The 18,622-nt window shown below is 68.5% G+C and carries 18 protein-coding genes; 11 read left to right on the top strand and 7 right to left on the bottom strand.

Features of this window, described 5'->3' with window-relative positions; genetic code table 11:
• The first annotated feature begins 4 nt into the window (after positions 1 to 4).
• Positions 5 to 826 (top strand): TIGR03560 family F420-dependent LLM class oxidoreductase, encoded by an 822-nt coding sequence (locus K3U96_RS15725; protein WP_220690313.1) that lies wholly within the window; start codon positions 5 to 7, stop codon positions 824 to 826.
• Positions 827 to 851: 25 nt separating this feature from the next.
• Here the strand turns inward: K3U96_RS15725 and K3U96_RS15720 are convergent, their stop codons facing one another.
• The 4 genes from K3U96_RS15720 to K3U96_RS15705 are packed head-to-tail and all read right to left on the bottom strand — an operon-like array spanning position 852 to position 3,974.
• On the bottom strand, positions 852 to 1,730 hold the full coding sequence (locus tag K3U96_RS15720; RefSeq protein WP_220690312.1) for an amino acid ABC transporter permease: 879 nt from the start codon (positions 1,728 to 1,730) through the stop codon (positions 852 to 854).
• Positions 1,727 to 2,407 carry an amino acid ABC transporter permease gene (locus tag K3U96_RS15715; protein WP_220690311.1) on the bottom strand — a complete coding sequence of 227 codons (681 nt, stop codon included), beginning with the start codon at positions 2,405 to 2,407 and terminating at the stop codon, positions 1,727 to 1,729. Before K3U96_RS15715 ends, K3U96_RS15720 begins: the two co-directional genes overlap by 4 nt.
• Positions 2,408 to 2,422: 15 nt before the next feature.
• Positions 2,423 to 3,229 carry a glutamate ABC transporter substrate-binding protein gene (locus tag K3U96_RS15710; protein ID WP_220690310.1) on the bottom strand — a complete coding sequence of 269 codons (807 nt, stop codon included), beginning with the start codon at positions 3,227 to 3,229 and terminating at the stop codon, positions 2,423 to 2,425.
• Between the two features lie 16 nt (positions 3,230 to 3,245).
• The gene (locus K3U96_RS15705; RefSeq protein ID WP_084223002.1) at positions 3,246 to 3,974 is read right to left on the bottom strand and encodes an amino acid ABC transporter ATP-binding protein; all 729 of its coding nucleotides are present in this window, start codon (positions 3,972 to 3,974) and stop codon (positions 3,246 to 3,248) included.
• 55 nt (positions 3,975 to 4,029) lie between these two features.
• Here K3U96_RS15705 and miaB point away from each other — a divergent pair, with 55 nt between their 5' ends.
• The 3 genes from miaB (at position 4,030) to K3U96_RS15690 (ending at position 7,486) form a co-directional block, all read left to right on the top strand.
• Positions 4,030 to 5,706 (top strand): tRNA (N6-isopentenyl adenosine(37)-C2)-methylthiotransferase MiaB, encoded by a 1,677-nt coding sequence (gene miaB / locus K3U96_RS15700; protein WP_220690309.1) that lies wholly within the window; start codon positions 4,030 to 4,032, stop codon positions 5,704 to 5,706.
• Positions 5,703 to 6,302, top strand: a complete 600-nt coding sequence (locus K3U96_RS15695) for an Rv2732c family membrane protein (protein WP_069404578.1) — start codon at positions 5,703 to 5,705, stop codon at positions 6,300 to 6,302. Before miaB ends, K3U96_RS15695 begins: the two co-directional genes overlap by 4 nt.
• 131 nt (positions 6,303 to 6,433) lie before the next feature.
• Entirely contained in the window at positions 6,434 to 7,486 is a 1,053-nt protein-coding gene (locus tag K3U96_RS15690) for a S1C family serine protease (protein WP_230982162.1), read from the top strand.
• Positions 7,487 to 7,506: 20 nt separating this feature from the next.
• Here the strand turns inward: K3U96_RS15690 and K3U96_RS15685 are convergent, their stop codons facing one another.
• On the bottom strand, positions 7,507 to 8,859 hold the full coding sequence (locus K3U96_RS15685; RefSeq protein ID WP_220690308.1) for a DUF349 domain-containing protein: 1,353 nt from the start codon (positions 8,857 to 8,859) through the stop codon (positions 7,507 to 7,509).
• Positions 8,860 to 9,018: 159 nt separating this feature from the next.
• Here K3U96_RS15685 and K3U96_RS15680 point away from each other — a divergent pair, with 159 nt between their 5' ends.
• From K3U96_RS15680 to hflX, 5 genes are read left to right on the top strand one after another with little or no spacing between them, the layout of a single operon-like run.
• Positions 9,019 to 9,906: a DMT family transporter gene (locus tag K3U96_RS15680; RefSeq protein ID WP_220690307.1), complete on the top strand. Its 888-nt coding sequence runs from the start codon at positions 9,019 to 9,021 to the stop codon at positions 9,904 to 9,906.
• A gap of 9 nt (positions 9,907 to 9,915) precedes the next feature.
• Entirely contained in the window at positions 9,916 to 10,602 is a 687-nt protein-coding gene (locus K3U96_RS15675) for a class III extradiol ring-cleavage dioxygenase family protein (RefSeq protein WP_220690306.1), read from the top strand.
• Complete coding sequence (gene miaA, locus K3U96_RS15670) at positions 10,599 to 11,519, top strand: tRNA (adenosine(37)-N6)-dimethylallyltransferase MiaA (protein ID WP_220690305.1); 921 nt, start codon at positions 10,599 to 10,601, stop codon at positions 11,517 to 11,519. Before K3U96_RS15675 ends, miaA begins: the two co-directional genes overlap by 4 nt.
• Before the next feature lie 4 nt (positions 11,520 to 11,523).
• Entirely contained in the window at positions 11,524 to 12,396 is an 873-nt protein-coding gene (dapF, locus tag K3U96_RS15665; RefSeq protein ID WP_220690304.1) for a diaminopimelate epimerase, read from the top strand.
• A gap of 45 nt (positions 12,397 to 12,441) precedes the next feature.
• On the top strand, positions 12,442 to 13,857 hold the full coding sequence (gene hflX, locus K3U96_RS15660) for a GTPase HflX (RefSeq protein WP_220690303.1): 1,416 nt from the start codon (positions 12,442 to 12,444) through the stop codon (positions 13,855 to 13,857).
• A gap of 59 nt (positions 13,858 to 13,916) precedes the next feature.
• Here the strand turns inward: hflX and mbp1 are convergent, their stop codons facing one another.
• The gene (gene mbp1, locus K3U96_RS15655; protein ID WP_069404571.1) at positions 13,917 to 14,153 is read right to left on the bottom strand and encodes a microaggregate-binding protein 1; all 237 of its coding nucleotides are present in this window, start codon (positions 14,151 to 14,153) and stop codon (positions 13,917 to 13,919) included.
• Between the two features lie 184 nt (positions 14,154 to 14,337).
• On the opposite strand from mbp1, the gene K3U96_RS15650 reads away from it, so the two are divergent.
• Together K3U96_RS15650 and K3U96_RS15645 are read left to right on the top strand one after the other, a co-directional pair.
• A complete protein-coding gene (locus K3U96_RS15650) occupies positions 14,338 to 15,498 on the top strand; it encodes an acyl-CoA dehydrogenase family protein (RefSeq protein ID WP_220690302.1) in 1,161 nt (386 codons plus the stop codon).
• 231 nt (positions 15,499 to 15,729) lie between these two features.
• The gene (locus K3U96_RS15645) at positions 15,730 to 17,781 is read left to right on the top strand and encodes an LGFP repeat-containing protein (RefSeq protein WP_220690301.1); all 2,052 of its coding nucleotides are present in this window, start codon (positions 15,730 to 15,732) and stop codon (positions 17,779 to 17,781) included.
• On the opposite strand, the gene lexA is transcribed toward K3U96_RS15645, so the two are convergent.
• Positions 17,778 to 18,479: a transcriptional repressor LexA gene (lexA, locus tag K3U96_RS15640; protein WP_069404568.1), complete on the bottom strand. Its 702-nt coding sequence runs from the start codon at positions 18,477 to 18,479 to the stop codon at positions 17,778 to 17,780. The genes K3U96_RS15645 and lexA overlap by 4 nt on opposite strands.
• Between the last annotated feature and the right edge of the window lie 143 nt (positions 18,480 to 18,622).

The following is an 18,622-nucleotide window of genomic DNA, read 5'->3' as shown; positions in this document are numbered from 1 at the left end:
CGGCATGCAGCTCTCGGTGAAGCTGGCACCCACGTTCGACTACGCCACGCTCGAGCAGTTCTGGCGTGCCGCAGATGACCTCGGGTTTCCGGCGGTGTGGAACTACGACCACTTCTACGGCCTGGTTGACCATCCCGACCCGACGCTGGAAGGTTGGACCACACTGGCGGCGATGGCTGTGCTGGTCCGGCGCGCACGGGTGGGCTGTCTGGTCAGCGGCGTCACGTACCGCAACCCGGCGGTGCTGGCCAAGATGGCGGTCACCGTCGACCATATCTCTGGTGGCCGAATGGATTTCGGACTCGGCGCGGGCTGGCACGAGGCCGAACACCTCGGCTATGGAATCGACTTTCCCCGCGCGGGTGTGCGAGTGGCGATGCTGGATGAAGCGCTCACCGTGATTCGGCGGCTCTGGACCGAGGAGTCGGTGACCTTCGCGGGACGGTTCTTCACGCTCACCGACGCGTTCTGCGAACCGAAACCCATCCAACGGCCCGGCCCGCCGATCATCGTCGGCGCGGCGCGGCCCAAGATGCTGCGCGTGGCCGCACGCCACGCCGACGAATGGAACATGCCGTCGACGTCGGTGCGGGAATGGGCCACTGCCAGCGGTCATCTCGACGACGCGTGCGTCGAACTGGGTCGCGATCCGTCATCGATCCGGCGCGGCGTGCAGTTGTTCCTGTACCCCGACCGTCCCGAGCAGGTCGACGCTCAACTGGACAGCATCGTCGAATACGTCGACGCCGGCTGCCAGCACGTCGTGCTGTCCTTCTACCAGCCGCCGGGCGACACGCTGTTGCGCCGCTGCGCCGCGCTGCTGTAGCCGGGTCTAGCCGCCCCGGGCGCGGCTATCCGACTGTCGGGCCAGGGACGACTTCCTGCTCGACGGCCTCGCTATCGAGCGGCGCAGTCCCGCGACGCGAGCGCCGCATCCGGCCCTCCACCCAGGTCGCGAACCACGATAGCGTGAAGTTCACGGTGATCATCAGCACCGCGACGACCATCAGCGCGGGGATGTAGTTGCCGTACGCCGCGCCGACCTGGGTGCCCTGCCGCACCAACTCGACGAAGGTGATCACGAAGCCGATCGAGGAGTCCTTGAGCACGACGATCAACTGTGAGATCAGCACCGGCAACATCGACGTGATCGCCTGCGGCAACAGCACCGAGCGCATCGTCTGCCCCCAGGTGAGGCCCAACGCCCATGCGGCTTCGGTCTGTCCGCGCGGCAGCGACGCGACACCGGCCCGCACGATCTCGGCGATCACCGCGCCGTTGTACAGCGTCAGACCAGTGATCACCCCCGCGAGCGCCAGGTGCTCGCCGGGGAAGACACCATAAAGTGCGTACAGGAAGTACGCGAAGATCATCATGATCAGCACCGGCACCGCACGGAAGAACTCGACGATGATCGAGCACACCCACCGCACCGGAAGCACGCGAGACAACCGGCCCACTCCGAGCAACAACCCCAGCACCAGCGCGAGCACGATCGAAACCCCCGCGGCCGTCAGCGTGCCCTCCACGCCCGGCATGATGTAGGTCGTCCACAGGTTCGCCGTGAGGAACGGCTCCCATTTCTCGGCAGTGAGCTGACCTTTGGCCTGCAGCCGCGAGTACACCACCCACAGCGCCAGCAAGGCGATCACCAAGGTGATCGCCGTGACGACGCCATTGCGAATCCGCGCCCGCGGCCCAGGCGCGTCGAAGAGCACCGACCCACTCACCGCGCCACCGCCATTCGCTTTCCGAGCCACCCGAACAACAGCCCCAACGGCAGCGTCAGGATGACGAACCCGACGGCGAAGATGGTGCCGATCACCAGCAGCGCAGCCTCGTTTTCGATCATCTCCTTCATCAGCAACGCCGCTTCTGCCACGCCGATCGCCGACGCGATGGTGGTGTTCTTCGTCAACGCGATGAGCACCGAACCCAGCGGGATAATCACCGCGCGAAATGCCTGCGGTAACAGAACGATTCGTAGGTTCTGCCCGAACGACAGCCCCAGAGACCGGGCCGCCTCGGCCTGCCCCAGCGGAACGGTGTTGACCCCCGCGCGCACCGTCTCACAGACGAAAGCGGCCGTGTAGACGGTCAATCCGAGCACCGCAAGCCGAAAGTTGCTGTCTTCGATCGACGTCAACGAATTGGGATCCACCAGCGTGATGCCCAGCGTCTGGGATATGCCGAACGAACAGAACAGGATGATCAACGTGAGCGGGGTGTTGCGCACGATGTTGACATAGCCCGCACCAAGCAAGCGCAGCACCGGCACCGGCGCCAACCGCATCGCGGCCAGCCCCGTGCCGAGCACCAGCGCGCCGACGGCCGAAGAGACCGTCAGCTGAATGGTGGTCCAGAACGCCTCGAAGATCTGGTCCTGGTATCTGCTGAAGATCTCCACGGGCGAAGGTGTGCTTTAGCTCTGGTCGATTGCCGGCGGCTGAGGAGCCGGCAAACCCGCCGGACCGAGGTTCTTGTCCCAGGCCGCCTTCCACGCGCCGTCTTGTTCCATCTTCACCAACGCGTCGTTGATCTTGGTCTGCAGTTCGGTGTCGCCCTTCTTCAGGCCGATGCCGTAGCGCTCCTCGGTAAACGTGCCCCCGACGACCTTGAACGCCCCCGGGCTCTGAGCGGCATATCCGGCGAGGATGACCTCGTCGGTGGTCACCGCGTCGACCGCACCGTTCTTGAGCGCCTCGACGCACGCCGAGTAGGTGTCGTACTGCTGCAACTGCACTCCGGGGTACTTCTCCTTGACGTGTTGGGCCGGGGTCGAACCCACCACCGAGCACAGCTTCTTGTTGTTCTCCAGCGACTCGGCGCCGACGATATCGGTGTTGTCGCTGCGCACCAGCAGGCTCTGGCCCGTGATGAGGTAAGGCCCCGCGAACGACACCCGCTCCTTGCGCGAGTCGGTGATCGAGTACGTCGCGACGATGTAGTCGACCTGACCGTTGGCGATCAGCGTCTCGCGTTGCGCCGACGGCGCTTCCTTCCACTGGATCTGGTCCTCGGTGTAACCGAGTTGCTGGGCCACATACCTGGCCACGTCCACGTCAAAGCCGCTCATCGTGCCGTCGGGATTCTTCAGGCCGAGACCGGGCTGATCGAACTTCGTCCCGATGACGACCTTGTCGCCGTTGTCACCACCGCCGCAGGCCGCCAGCGGTAACGCGACGGCGAGCGCGACGGCCGCCACCAGGCGCCTCGGAATGGATCGCATGGGTAGGTCCTTTCGACTAGTGGTGCAGGATCTTGCCGAGGAAGTCTTTGGCCCGGTCGCTCTTGGGATTGGTGAAGAACTCCGACGGTGCGGCGGACTCGACGATGGCCCCGTCGCACATGAACACCACCCGATCGGCCGCACCCCTGGCGAACCCCATCTCGTGGGTGACCACCAGCATGGTCATGCCGTCGGCCGCCAGCGATGTCATCACGTTGAGCACCTCGGTGATCATCTCCGGGTCCAACGCGCTGGTCGGCTCGTCGAAGAGCATCACCTTCGGGTTCATCGCCAAGGAACGTGCGATCGCCACCCGCTGTTGCTGGCCACCGGAGAGTTGAGCCGGGTACTTGTCGGCCTGGTTGGCCACGCCGACGCGCTCGAGCAGCGCCATCGCCTTCTCGCGCGCCGCATCCTTGGATGCCTTGCGCACCTTCCTGGGCGCCAGCGTCACGTTCTCCAGGATTGTCTTGTGCGCGAACAAGTTGAACGACTGGAAGACCATGCCGACATCGGAGCGAAGCTGAGCCAGCGTGCGGCCTTCCTCAGGCAGCACTTCACCGTCGATCGCGATGGTTCCCGAATCGATCGACTCCAGCCGGTTGATGGTGCGGCACAACGTCGATTTACCCGAACCCGACGGCCCGAGCACGACGATCACCTGGCCGCGCGCCACCTCGAGGTCGATGTCCCTGAGCACGTGCAGGTCGCCGAAATGCTTGTTGACCGCCTGCATCGAGATCATCGGCACGTCGGATCGGGTCGGATCGACGTCTTTCGCATCCGACCCGGCGGTTTCCATGGGTGCAGACCTTACCGAGGGAAGGCCAGGCGTGCCCGGAAGTCGTCAATCCGCCCAAGTCGCCGTATCGGCCGGTCCGTACCATGGGGCCGTGACTTCGGTGGTTACCCAACAGGCGGCGACGGCGACGTCGCCGTACGCGCACCCGGCGGCGGGCCGCCGCGACGGGCGCACCTACCAGGTCCGCACCTACGGCTGTCAGATGAACGTGCACGACTCCGAGCGGCTGGCCGGGTTGCTGGAGGCCGCTGGATACCGCAGGGCCGCAGCCGGCGAGGACGCCGACGTCGTGGTGTTCAACACCTGCGCGGTGCGTGAGAACGCCGACAACAAGCTGTACGGAAACCTCAGCCACCTGGCCCCGCGCAAGCAGGCCGACCCGGACATGCAGATCGCCGTCGGAGGGTGTCTGGCGCAGAAGGACCGCGACACGCTGCTGCAGCGGGCCCCGTGGGTCGACGTGGTGTTCGGCACCCACAACATCGGGTCGTTGCCTGTGCTGCTCGACCGTGCCCGCCACAACAAGGCCGCCCAGGTCGAAATCGTCGATGCGCTCGAGAAGTTCCCCTCCGCGCTGCCCGCGGCACGTGAATCCGCTTACGCCGCATGGGTATCGGTGAGCGTAGGGTGCAACAACACCTGCACGTTCTGCATCGTGCCCGCGCTGCGCGGCAAGGAGGTCGACCGCAGGCCGGGCGACGTACTCGCCGAGGTGCAGTCGCTGGTGGACCAGGGTGTGCTGGAAGTGACGCTGCTCGGGCAGAACGTCAACGCCTACGGTGTGTCGTTCGCTACGGACGAGCGCTTGCGCGAGCACCCGACGATGTGGCCCGAACAACCGCGTGACCGTGGCGCGTTCGCCAAGTTGCTGCGAGCCTGCGGTCGCATCGAAGGTCTGGAACGGGTGCGGTTCACCTCGCCGCACCCCGCCGAGTTCACCGACGACGTGATCGAGGCGATGGCCCAGACCGCCAACGTGTGTCCCACGTTGCACATGCCGCTGCAGTCTGGTTCGGACCGCGTGCTGCGGTCGATGCGCCGCTCCTACCGCGCCGAGCGTTACCTGGCCATCATCGACCGGGTCCGCGCCGCGATCCCGCACGCCGCGATCACCACCGATCTCATCGTCGGGTTTCCCGGCGAGACCGAAGAGGACTTCCAGGCCACCCTCGACGTGGTGGCCCAGGCCAGGTTCGCCAGCGCGTTCACGTTCCAGTACTCCAAGCGACCCGGCACACCCGCGGCGCAGTTCGACGATCAGGTGGCCAAACCCGTTGTCGGGGAACGTTATCAGCGGTTGGTCGACCTTCAGGAGAAGATCTCGTTGGAGGAGAACCAGGCGCAGGTGGGCCGCACTGTCGAACTGCTGGTGGCCACGGGGGAGGGGCGCAAGGATGCCAGCACCGCGCGGATGTCGGGTCGCGCCCGCGATGGCCGCCTGGTGCACTTCAGCCCCTCAGGCGCGCAGATCCGCCCCGGCGACGTGGTCACCACGACGGTCACCGGTGCCGCGCCGCATCACCTGATCGCCGACGCCCCGATCCACACCCATCGGCGCACCCGGGCCGGTGACGCCCACGCCGCCGGGCAACGGCCCCGCACCGGCGTCGGCCTCGGCATGCCGGGAATCGGCGCACCGGCGCAGACCATGACATCGACGGGATGTGACCGATGAGCACGCCGGACAACGGCAACTTCGACCAGTTCAAGGAAGAGATCGAAGCTGCCGAACGCCGCATCGCCGGCGAAATCGATCCCGGGCCGCGGGCTTTGGTGATCGCCATCGGTGTCTTCGTGTTGCTGCTGTCGTTCGTGTTGCCGCACACCGGCGGCGCGATGGGCTGGGATGTGCTCGTCAACAGCCAGGCCGCCACCGACGCAGGCGTGTCGCTGCCGTCGCGGGTGTTCATCTGGCTCGCGCTGGTGTTCGGCGTCGGCTTTTCGATGCTGGCGCTGCTGACCCGGCGCTGGGCGCTGGCCTGGATCGCGCTGGCCGGTTCTTCGGTGTCCTGCGTGCTGGGACTGCTGGCGGTGTGGTCGCGGCAGACGGCGGCCAGCCCGTACCCGGGACCCGGGATCGGGCTCATCGTCGCGTGGCTGGCGGTGATCGTGGTGACCTACCACTGGGCGCGCGCGGTGTGGGCGCGCACGGCGGTGCAACTCGCCGCCGAGGAAGCGCGTCGCCGCGAGGCCGCCGAACGCCAGCACAAAGGCCTGTTGGACAGGTTCCACGACGACAAGCCCGACACGCCCGACAAGCCTGAGGGCTAAATCAGCGCCGTCGTGTCGTCAACGACTGAACCGTTGCATTTCCCGGGGGTTCCCTGCAATCTGAGCTTCATGTGTGATTGCGGCCCGCACCAAATGTATGAGGGCCCGATGGCCCGGGTAGGCGACCGAGCGTGAAGCGCATCGGGATCGCCGCGGCGGTCGCGGCATTGCTGGTCGCGATGTCGGGCTGTGCCGGTCAAAGCGAGGAACCTACGTCGGCGTCGCCGTCGCCGAGTCCCACCACCACAACCACGGCCGCGCCGGCCAACGCGCCCAACGCGGCGCCCGATGCCGGTGCAGGTTTCGCCGATCTGGTCGAGCGCGTCAGCCCGAGCGTGGTGACCGTTCAGCGCGACGGCGGCGTCGGCAGCGGTGTGGTGCTGCAACCCGACGTGGTCGTGACCAACGCGCACGTCGTGGGTGAATCCCGGAATGTGACAATCCTTTTGGCCGACGGCGAGACCTCTGCGGGTCAAGTGGTCGGCACCGACGCGGTGACCGACCTGGCGGTGGTGCGCACCGAACGCAAAGAACTTCCCGTGCCCGAGTTCCGCACGGATCTGCCGCGACCCGGCGAGATCGCCGTGGCCATCGGCAGCCCGCTGGGCTTTCAGAACTCCGTGACCGCCGGCGTCATCTCCGGGCTGCACCGCGACATCCCCGGGTCGGCGGCGCAGAGCCAGTCGTTGGTCGATCTGATCCAGACCGACGCGTCGATCTCACCGGGCAACTCCGGCGGCGCCCTGCTCGACGCCAGCGGCCGGGTCGTCGGGATCAACGAGGCCTACATCCCGCCCGCGGCGGGCGCAGTGTCGCTGGGGTTCGCGATCCCTGCTGCCACGGTCCTCGACGTCACCAAGCAACTGCTCGCCGACGGCAAGGCCACCCACCCGTATCTGGGCATCTCCACCAGCCAGGTCACCGCCGCCATCCAGCGCAGGCTCGGCGTCGCCACCGAACACGGCGCGCTGATCGTCGGGGTCGATCCCGGCGCGCCGGCGGCCGCCGCCGGGCTGCGGCCCGGTGACGTGATCGTCGAACTTGCCGGCAAGCCCGTCGACACCGTTGAGGACCTGCTCAGCGTGCTGCGCCAGACCCGACCCGACGCCAAGGAACCGGTCGTCTTCGTGCGTGGCGGTGACCGCCAGCAGGCGACGGTGACCATCGGCTCGCGCACCGGCTGAGCGCAGGCGCGCCGCCCGCCCTAGCGTCCCTTGCCCAGCGCCTCGGCGGCCGCATCGGCCCACTGGCGCCACTGCTCGGCGCTCGCGCGCGCCTCGGCGGCGTCCTTGTCCCGCCCGGCCGCTGCGGCCTTCTCCGCTTGCCGCTCGAATTGCTCTGCGCGAACCCGGAATTGATCGGCACGGGCCTGGGCCTCCGGGTCCACGCCGCGGGTCGGCGCATCCCGGACCTTCTTCTCCACCGCGCGCAGTCGACGCTCCAGGTCGGCCGCGCGTTCACGCGGCACCTTGCCGATCGCGTCCCACTTGTCGCCGATCGTGCGCAGCGCGGCCCGGGCCGCGTCCAGGTCGGAGGTGTCCAGCTTCTCCGCCTCGGCCAGCAGCGCCTCCTTGGCCTCGGCGTTGGCGCGGAACTCGGCGTCGCGTTCGGCCGTGGCGGCGTTGCGTGCCGCGAAGAAGACGTCCTGGGCGGCCTTGAACCGCTGCCACAGCGCGTCGTCGACGTCCTTGGCCGCTCGTCCGGCGGCCTTCCACTCGGCGAGCAACTCGCGGAACGCGGCGCTGGTCGGGCCCCACTCGGTGGAACCCGACAGTTCCTCGGCGCGCTCACACAGCGCTTCCTTGGCTTGGCGCACCCCCGCCCGTTCCCGGTCCAGTTCCGCGAAATGCGAACCGCGCCTGCGGTTGAACGTCTCGCGGGCCGCGGAGTAGCGCTTCCACAGCGTGTCGTCGGTCTTGCGGTCCAGCCCGGTGATCGTGCGCCATTCGTCGAGGATTTCGCGCAGCCGGTCACCGGCGACCTTCCACTGCGTGGAGTTCACGGCCAGCTCCTCGGCCTCAGCGGCCAACGCTTCCTTGCGCGCGGTCTGGGCGGCGCGATATTCCTCACGCCGGGCCTTCTCGGCCTCGGCGGCCTCGTCGGCGTGATTGATGATCGCGGCCAGCCTGGCGGCCAGCGCGTCGACGTCGCCGAGCACATGCGCGGTCGGCAGGGACTCGGCCAGGGTGGCGGCCGCGGCCTTGATCTTGCGGGCGTCACCGGTGCCCGACTCCAGCCGCGTCTCCATCAACGCCACCTCGGTGTGCAGGTCATCGAAGCGCCGCCCGAAATGCGCGTAGGCCGCCTCGGGGTCGCCCGCCTGCCAGGACCCGATGACCCGCTCACCCGACCCGGTGATCAGCCACACCGTGCCGTCGGGATCGACGCGGCCGAACCGGTGCGGATCGCTCGCAGGCGCGACGACGGCCGCCGGGACCGGTCGGCCGGGACGCGGAGCGGGACGTGGCGCACCTGGTCGGGGAGTTGGCTTGGGCGGGGCAGAACCGGGGGCGGGCTCTGGCGAGGGGGTCGGGCCCCCCGGCTGGCTGGTCGTCATGTCCGTTTCCTCGTACCCTCCGCGCGCAACCGCGCACCTGCCGCGCAACGCGGCGCCTGATCGCTGTTCAACGATATTCAAACAGGTCCCCGCGCCGCATGCGCACGGCTTGGAGATGCACGCTCTAGCCTCTTCTGGACAACACCGACAAGGAGGCCGATGGCAGGCATCGACGAGGCGACCGATGTCGCGGCTCTGCTTGCCATCGGCGCTGCGGCGTTCATCGCCATCGGCGACGTCATTCACCAGCGTCAAGCACATGAGGTCACCGACGAACCGGTCGGCCACGCGGAGTTGCTCCTGCGCCTGCTGCGTGACCGCCGGTGGTGGCTGGGCAGCCTCGTCGCCGCCGCCGGGTTCGGGTTGCAAGCCGCCGCGCTCGGCCTGGGTTCGGTGCTGATGGTGCAGGCGCTGCTGGTCACCTCGTTGTTGTTCGCGCTGCCGATCTACGCGCGGTTGGCGCACCGGCGGGTGACGCGCTGGGAGTGGACCTGGGCGGTGCTGCTGGCGGTTTCCGTTGCGGTCATCGTCACCGTCGGCAACCCGACCGCCGGGCAGGCCCGCGGAACGTTCGAGGTCTGGACCGTGGTGCTGGCGGTGCTCGGGCCGCTGCTGGCGGTGTGCCTGATCGGCGCGCGGATCCTGACCGGACCCGCCAGCGCGGTGCTGCTGGCGCTGGCCTCCGGGGTGCTGTGGGGGCTGTTCGCGGTGCTGACCAAGGGGGTGGTCGACCAGCTGCACTTGGGCGGCTGGGCGCTGCTGCGCACACCGGAGCTGTACGCGTGGGCGGCGGTGGCGATCGCGGGCACCGCATGGCAGCAGGCGGCGTTTCGGGCCGGCGCGCTGACCGCGTCGCTGCCGACGATGACGGTCGCCGAGCCGGTGGTGGCCTCGGTGCTCGGCGTCGTCGTCCTCGGCGAGTCGTTGCGCCCCGACGACGCCGGCTGGTTGGCGCTGGTCGTCGCGGTGGGTGTCATGGTGGTCGCGACGGCGGCGCTGGCCCGCGGCGAGGCGGCCAGCGCCGAGCAGCCCGCCGCACCGCATTAGCGTGGTGGCGTGCTGAGCGCCATCGCCATCGTCCCGTCGGCACCGGTCATGGTGCCCGAACTCGCCGCCGGGGCGGCCGCGGAACTGGCGGACCTGCACCGGGCGGTGATCGCGGCGGCGGGCTCGCTGCCCGCCCGCTGGATCGCGGTCGGCGTGGACCGCGCCGACGCCGTCGTCGCCCCGCACCAGCTGGGCACCTTCGCCGGTTACGGCGTGGACGTCCGCGCCGCGCTGGCCCCCGACGTCGACGGCGAACCCGGGCGGCTGCCGCTGTGCGCGTTGATCACCGGCTGGCTGCGCGGGCAGGCCAACCCCGAAGCGCGGGCCGAGGTGCGGGTGTATGCCCACACCCACGGCGCCGATACCGCAACGGCCAGGGGGCGGGCGCTGCGCGCCGAGATCGAGAAGGCCGCCGAACCGGTCGGCGTGCTCGTCGTCGCCGACGGCGCGCACACGCTGACCCCGAGCGCGCCGGGGGGATACCACCCGGATTCGACGTCGGCGCAGGCCGCACTCGACGACGCGCTGGCCACCGGCGACGCGGCCGCGTTGACCCGGCTGCCCGACGGTGTCGTCGGGCGGGTGGGCTACCAGGTGCTGGCCGGGCTCACCGAACCCGGTCCGGTGACGGCCACCGAGCTCTACCGCGGAGCGCCCTACGGGGTCGGCTACTTCGTCGGCGTGTGGCACCCATGACCCGACCGATCGCGGTCATCGGCCCGACCGGCACCGGAAAGTCCGAGCTGGCGCTGGCGCTGGCCGAGCGATTGAGCGGAGAAATCGGCGTTGAAATCGTTAATGCCGACGCCATGCAGCTGTACCGGGGAATGGACATCGGCACCGCCAAGCTGTCGGTGCTGCAGCGCCGGGGTATCGCGCACCACCAACTCGACGTGCTCGACGTGACCGAAACCGCCAGCGTGGCGCGCTACCAGCAGGCCGCGGCCGTCGACGTCGAAGCCATCGCGGCCCGCGGCGCGGTACCGATCGTGGTCGGCGGGTCGATGATGTACGTGCAATCGCTGCTGGACGAGTGGACGTTTCCGGCCACCGACCCGGCGGTGCGGGCGAAATGGGAACAGCGGCTCGCCGACGTCGGGGTGGGTGCGTTGCACACCGAACTGGCCCGGGTGGACGCCGACGCGGCATCGTCGATCCTGCCCACCGACGGAAGGCGCATCGTGCGGGCGCTGGAGGTCGTCGAGCTGACCGGGCAGCCGTTCGCCGCGTCGTTCCCGGCGATCGGCACACCGCGCTGGGACACCGCCATCATCGGGTTAGACTGGGACACAACGATTCTCGATGCTCGACTGGAACAGCGCACCGATAAGATGTTCGCCGACGGGCTGGTCGACGAGGTGCGCACGCTGCTGGAGCGCGGCCTGCGCGACGGGGTCACCGCCTCACGCGCGCTGGGGTACGCCCAGGTGATCGCCGAGTTGGACGGCGGCGGTGACGGCGCGGCGGCGCGTGAGCCGACGTTCGTCGGCACCCGCCGCTACGTGCGCAGGCAACGGTCGTGGTTTCGCCGCGACCACCGCATCACCTGGCTCGACGGAGCCGATCCGGACAACGTCGACGCGGCTCTGCAGGTGTGGCGGCACGTATCCTGAGCAGGTGAGGTTCGCCAAGGGGCACGGCACGCAGAACGACTTCGTGCTGCTGCCCGACCCCGATGCCCGGCTGGCGCTGACGCCGGCCGCGGTCGGCGTGCTGTGCGACCGGCGCCAGGGTCTGGGCGCCGACGGCGTGCTACGGGTGACCCGGGCCGGGGCCGCGCAGCGCGCGGGCGTGCTCGAGCGGTTGCCCGAGGGCGTGGCCGCCGACGACTGGTACATGGACTACCGCAACGCCGACGGTTCGGTCGCGCAGATGTGCGGCAACGGGGTGCGGGTGTTCGCCCACTACCTGCGCGTCGCCGGGTTGGAGACGCGCGACGAGTTCGTCGTCGGATCGCTGGCCGGGCCCCGCCCGGTGGTGCTGCACCGCTGGGACGGCACGACCGCGGACGTCACCGTGGAAATGGGCAAGGCCAACCACTTCGGCACCGGGGAGGCGATCGTCGGGGGACGGCCGTTCGCGGGCCTGGCGATCGATGTGGGCAACCCGCATCTGGCGTGCGTGGATCCGGACCTGACCCTTGACGAGTTGGCCGCGCTCGACGTCGCGGCGCCGGTGTCCTTCGACCGGACACAATTTCCCGACGGGGTCAACGTCGAGGTGCTGACCGCGCCGGTCGCCGGGGCGGTGTCGATGCGCGTCCACGAACGCGGTGTCGGCGAAACCCGGTCGTGCGGGACCGGAACCGTCGCCGCCGCCGTCGCCGCGTTGGCGTTCTCGCGCGCCACCACCGGGACGTTGCAGGTGCGCATACCGGGCGGCGAGGTGACGGTCACCGTCACCGACGCCAGCAGCTACCTTCGCGGCCCGTCGGTGTTGGTGGCCCACGGCGAGGTATCGGAGGAATGGTGGACCGCTGCGCAACGTTAATTGGGGTGCATGAAAAGTGATCTCCGTGCGAACCTTGATTCGCCTATGACGTATCCCGAATTCCCCATCAACGGCACGCCGAGCACCGGTGAGCTCGCGCTCGAAGACCGCACCGCGCTGCGCCGCGTCGCCGGCCTGTCGACAGAGCTGACCGACGTCTCCGAGGTCGAGTACCGCCAGCTTCGGCTGGAACGCGTCGTGCTGGTGGGCGTGTGGACCGAGGGCAGCGCGGCCGACGCCGAGGCCAGCCTGGCCGAACTGGCCGCCCTGGCCGAGACTGCGGGCTCCGAAGTGCTCGAAGGGCTGATCCAACGCCGCGACAAGCCCGATCCGGCGACCTACATCGGTTCCGGCAAGGCGCAGGAATTGCGGGAGGTGGTGCTGGCTACCGGCGCCGACACCGTCATCTGCGACGGTGAGCTCAGCCCCGCGCAGCTCACCGCGCTGGAAAAGGCGGTCAAGGTCAAGGTGATCGACCGCACCGCGCTGATCTTGGATATCTTCGCCCAGCATGCGACCAGCCGGGAGGGCAAGGCGCAGGTGTCGCTGGCGCAGATGGAGTACATGCTGCCGCGGCTACGTGGCTGGGGCGAGTCGATGTCACGGCAGGCCGGCGGACGTGCCGGCGGCGCAGGCGGCGGCGTGGGTCTGCGTGGTCCCGGCGAGACGAAGATCGAAACCGACCGGCGCCGGATCCGCGAGCGGATGGCCAGGCTGCGCCGCGACATCAAGGACATGAAGAAGGTCCGCGACACCCAGCGCGGCGGTCGGCGGCGCAGCGAGATCCCGTCGATCGCGATCGTCGGCTACACCAACGCGGGTAAGTCCAGCCTGCTCAACGCGCTGACCGGGGCGGGCGTGCTGGTGGAGAACGCATTGTTCGCCACGCTCGAACCGACAACGCGCCGTGGGGAATTCGACGACGGCCGGTCGTTCGTGCTGACCGACACGGTCGGATTCGTCCGGCATCTGCCCACCCAGTTGGTGGAGGCGTTCCGCTCCACGCTCGAGGAGGTCGTCGACGCCGATCTGCTGGTGCATGTCGTGGACGGCTCCGATGTCAACCCGCTGGCCCAGATCAACGCCGTGCGCGAGGTGGTCAACGAGGTGATCGCCGACCGCGACGGCAAGCCGGCCCCGGAGTTGTTGGTGGTCAACAAAATCGACGCCGCCAGCGATCTCGCGCTGGCACAGCTGCGCCGCGCGCTTCCGGATGCGGTGTTCGTCTCCGCGCACACCGGTGACGGGCTGGACCGGCTGCAGTCACGGATGGCCGAGATGATCGCCCCGACCGACACCATGGTGGACGTGACGATCCCGTATGACCGCGGCGATCTCGTCAACAAGGTGCACGCCGACGGGCGAATCGACGCCACCGAGCACACCGCCGACGGCACCAGGATCAAGGCGCGCGTGCCGATTCCGTTGGCGGCCAGCCTGCGCGAGTACGCGACGTTCTAAGACAAAGGACGCGAAGGGCTTTGGGCCCCTCGCGTCCTTCGTGTCTGATGTGTTAGCGCTTACTGCTCCGCCTCTTGGCGCTTCTCGGCGGTTTTGGCTGCGGCGCGCGCACTTTCGGCTTCGGCTTCCTTCTGCGCGGCGTTGCGCTGTGCGTCGGCCTTGTCCTGCTGCGCCTGCCCCTCGCGATACAGGTCGTCGCGGCCGACAACGGCACCCGCCACCTCTTTGGCCTTGCCCTTGACGCCTTCCACGACGCCCTTGATGGCTTCTTCGGGACCGCTGTTCTTCTCCGACATCCTGATTTCCTCCCTGACGGCTTGGTGGTGACTCGATATTTCCCCGAGCGCGTCGATCGCTAAACCAGCCGTGTGCGAGGTCACGTCCGGTGTCAACGCGGGCGGGCCGTGCCGCCGGTAACCAACCGACTGGTTGGACGGTGTAAATTGACGAGAAAGCAATGTACCGACCGGAGGTATCCCCGTGGCCGGCGTTATCCAGTACGAACGCACCCTCTTCGAACCCGAGCACGACCTCTTCCGCGAGTCGTACCGGGCGTTCCTGGACCGGCACGTCGCGCCGCACCATGAACAGTGGGAAAAAGACAAGATCGTCGACCGCGGTGTGTGGCTGGAAGCGGGTAAGCAGGGCTTCCTCGGCATGGCGGTGCCCGAGGAGTACGGCGGCGGCGGTAACCCCGACTACCGCTACAACGCGGTGGTCTCTGAGGAGACGACCGCGGGGGGCTACAGCGGTCTGGGTTTCGGCCTGCACAACGACGTGGTGGCCCCCTACCTGATCAACCTGGCCAACGAGGAGCAGAAGCGGCGCTGGCTGCCGCAGTTCTGCACCGGCGAGACGATCACGGCGATCGCCATGACCGAACCGGGCACCGGAAGCGATCTGCAGGGCATCAAGACCCGCGCGGTCAGGGACGGTGACCACTACATCCTCAACGGGGCCAAGACGTTCATCACCAACGGCATCAACGCCGACCTGGTGATCGTCGTGGCCTGCACCGACCCGGACAAGGGTGCGCTGGGGTTCTCGCTGCTGGTCGTCGAGCGCGGGATGGCCGGCTTCGAACGCGGCCGCAAACTCGACAAGATCGGGCTGGACGCCCAGGACACCGCCGAGCTGTCGTTCACCGACGTCAAGGTGCCGGTCGAAAACCTGCTCGGCGAGGAAGGTCAGGGTTTCGTCTATCTGATGCAGAACCTGCCGCAGGAGCGGATCGGTATCGCCGTGATCGCGGCCGCGGCGATGGAGACGACGCTGGCGCATACCCTGCAATACGCCAAGGAGCGCAAAGCATTTGGCCGTCCGATCGGTAGCCAGCAGAACAGCCGGTTCTTGCTCGCCGAGCTGGCCACCGAGGCCACCGCGGTGCGCATCATGGTCGACGAGTTCATCCGCCTGCACCTCGACGGCAAGCTGACCGCCGAGCAGGCCGCGATGGCGAAATGGTATTCGACCGAGAAGCAGGTCTATTTGATCGACCGGTGCCTGCAATTGCACGGCGGCTACGGCTATATGCGGGAATATCCGGTTGCCCGCGCGTATCTGGACTCGCGGGTGCAGACCATTTACGGCGGCACGACGGAGATCATGAAGGAAATCATCGGCCGCAGCCTCGGCGTATAGCCGGGGGCAAATTGGCGGCGGCCTCGGCTGACGGCGGCGAATATCGCCCCGAACCGGCGCCAATTCGACCGGCGCGACCGGACACGACTTGCGGGGTATTCGAAACTTTCGCGTGCCGCCAGGTATTTTCTCTCGAAGGTCGGCGTGTTCCTTGGGTGTTGACACCATTTGACGGCACAGTTGACGGCGCGGTACCGAATGGGAATTGCGCGCCGACCGCGGGAGGATTTGATGAGCGGGCACGGGACCCGGCGTAGAAGACGGATCGGCCGCTTGGCGGTCGGTCTGCTGTCGGTGGCGGCGATGGTACTGATGGCACCGGTCGCGTTGGCCCAGCCGGAGGTCGAGGCCAACGACGCGATCACGGCGGCATGGCAGGCCAGTGGCGGCGACGGCGGCGTACTCGGGCCGAAACAGGGCGAGGTCTATGCCGTGGGGTCGGGCTTCGCCCAGGACTTCACCGGCGGCAAGATGTTCTTCACGCCGGCCACCGGCGCGCATCACATGTCCGGTCCGATCCTGGAGAAGTACGAGTCGTTGGGCGGGCCGGCCGACAGCGACCTGGGTTTCCCCACCATCGACGAGGGACCCGGACGCGCCCCCAACAGCCTCAACTCCACGTTCAGCGCCAGCGACAGCCCGGTGATCTTCTGGACCCCCGACACCGGTGCACGGGTGGTCCGCGGGCCGATCAACGCGGCGTGGGACCAACTCGGCGGATCCTCGGGAGCGCTCGGGGTGCCCGCCGAGGACGAGCGGTACCAGGGCGATGTCGTCGCCCAGCGGTTCACCGGCGGTGAGCTGTCCTACAACGCCAAGACCAAGACCTTCACCACGGTGCCGCCGGAACTGGCCACCCAACTCGAAGGCCTGCAGGTCCCGGCTGACCCGGTTGGCGCGATCAACGCGGCCAGGCGCGCTGCGGGCGGGACGATGGGACCGCTCGGTGCCGCGGAAGGCCCGCCGTACTCGATCGGCGCGGACGGGATGGGCCAGAACTTCGCCGGCGGCAAGATCTTCTACTCCCCGGCGACGGGCGCCAACGTCGTCACCGGCCAGGTGCTCGACAAATACGAAAGCGTCGGAGGTCCCGAAGGCGATCTCGGCTTTCCGGTCACCGGAGAGGTCGACGGCGGGATCACCAACAGCCGGATGAGCACGTTCGCTGCCGAGGACAAGCCGCTCATCTTCTGGACACCGGATTACGGCGCGGTCATCGTGCGCGGTCCGATCAACGCCGCATGGGCCAAACTCGACGGCGGAAAGGGGCCGCTCGGCGCCCCCATGTCCGATCAGACCGAGGACGGCGACGTCATCACGCAGCGCTTCAGCGGAGGCGTCATCTCATGGGACCGGTCGACCAACTCGTTCAAGACCGAGCCGGCCAACCTGGCTTTGGAACTGGCCGGGTTGGAGCTTCCGGGCCAGAGCGGGCCGCCGGCATCCGCACCGCCGCAGGCAGCGGACCGCAATGACGGCCAGGGTTTTCAGTGGAGCTGGTGGTGGTTGCTGGCCATCGTGCCCGCACTGATCCTCATCGGCCTGGTCGCTTACGCCACGCTGCGCAATCGGCGCGGCCGCGGTGGCGACGACGAGTTCGCGTTGAGCCGCGACGAGCCCCACCAGGCCGAGTTCGACGACGCTCACTACGACGACGGCGGGTTCGGCGCCGCCGACGACGAGGCCGGATACAGCGCCGCGAGCGCCGCGGAGCCCGCCGAGTACGGCGCCGCGGAGCCCGCCGAATACGGCGATGACTACGACGCGACGCTGTTCGGTGACCGTTACGCGCGCGAGGGCTTGGGCTCGTTGGCCCCGGCGGCCGGGGCGGCCTCGACCGCCGAGCCGTCCAGCCCGTGGGAAGCACCCCCGCCCGGAGACGTCGGCGCCGTGCCCTACGCAGAGCTCGACGTCGATCACGATGTCGAGCACGATGTCGACCACGATGTCGAGCAGCCGGTGACCGACGAGGTTGACGAGGAAGATCCCGACGACGTCGACACCGCACCGACCCGGGTGCCTACCGAGCTCGAGCGCAACCCGTTGACCGACACCGGCAGGCACGCCCGTATCGAGCCCGACGAACTCGAGCCAGCGCAACCGGCGTTTCGCCTACCGCTTGCAGATTCCGACGAGGCGCCGGAGGGCTACCCGGTCAAGGCCGACACCAAGACGGGGCGATACTGGCTTCCCGACAGCGCAGACTATGACGACGCGCAAGCCGAAATCTGGTTCAGCAGCGAAGAATTCGCCCGCGCCAACGGGTTCCTGCGCGCCGACTAGATCTTGCGGATCACGGTGACGACCTTGCCGAGCACGGCCGCCTCGTTGCCGGGGATCGGGTCGAACGCCGGGTTGTGCGGCATCAACCACACCTGACCGCCGGTCCGTTTGAACGTCTTGACGGTCGCCTCTCCGTCGATCATCGCCGCGACGATGTCACCGTTGTCGGCGACGTTTTGCTGACGGACCACCACCCAGTCCCCGTCGCAGATCGCCGCGTCCACCATCGACTCGCCGACGACCTTGAGCAAAAACAGCGACCCTTCGCCGACCAGCTCGCGCGGCAGCGGGAACACGTCCTCGACGGCCTCCTCGGCCAGGATCGGTCCGCCTGCCGCGATCCGGCCCAGCACCGGCACGAACGTGGGTTCCGGTAGCGCGTCCGAACCCGCCACCTCGGTGACGGGGGCGGTCACGTGGTCGTCGGCGCCGCGCACGTCGACGGCCCTGGGCCGGTTGGGATCGCGGCGCAGGTAGCCCTTGCGTTCCAGCGTGCGCAGTTGGTGCGCCACCGAGGACGTCGACGTCAAGCCGACCGCATCACCGATCTCCCTGATACTCGGGGGATAACCGCGGCTGGTGACCGAGGCGCGGATGACGTCGAGGATGGTGCGCTGACGCTCGGTCAGGCCAGTGTCAGGCCGGCGGCGCCCGCCGGTGCTTTCCGTTCCGCCCGGGGAATCGCTGCTGGAATCCATGGCGCCGAATGTAACGCGCCGCCGACAATTAATCAAACATGTGTTCGAGGCGTGTCGCGAATGGGGCGCCCTCGTCGTCGCGCCGGAGCTGACCGAGAGATGTCGGTGGTCCTCGCTATCGTTTTGCAACAGTTCGATCACAC

The organism is Mycolicibacterium holsaticum DSM 44478 = JCM 12374, from assembly GCF_019645835.1.
GTDB classification, from domain to species: domain Bacteria; phylum Actinomycetota; class Actinomycetes; order Mycobacteriales; family Mycobacteriaceae; genus Mycobacterium; species Mycobacterium holsaticum.
The sequence above is the reverse complement of the archived record's forward strand: the minus strand, read 5'-3'. Positions and strand labels throughout refer to the sequence as shown.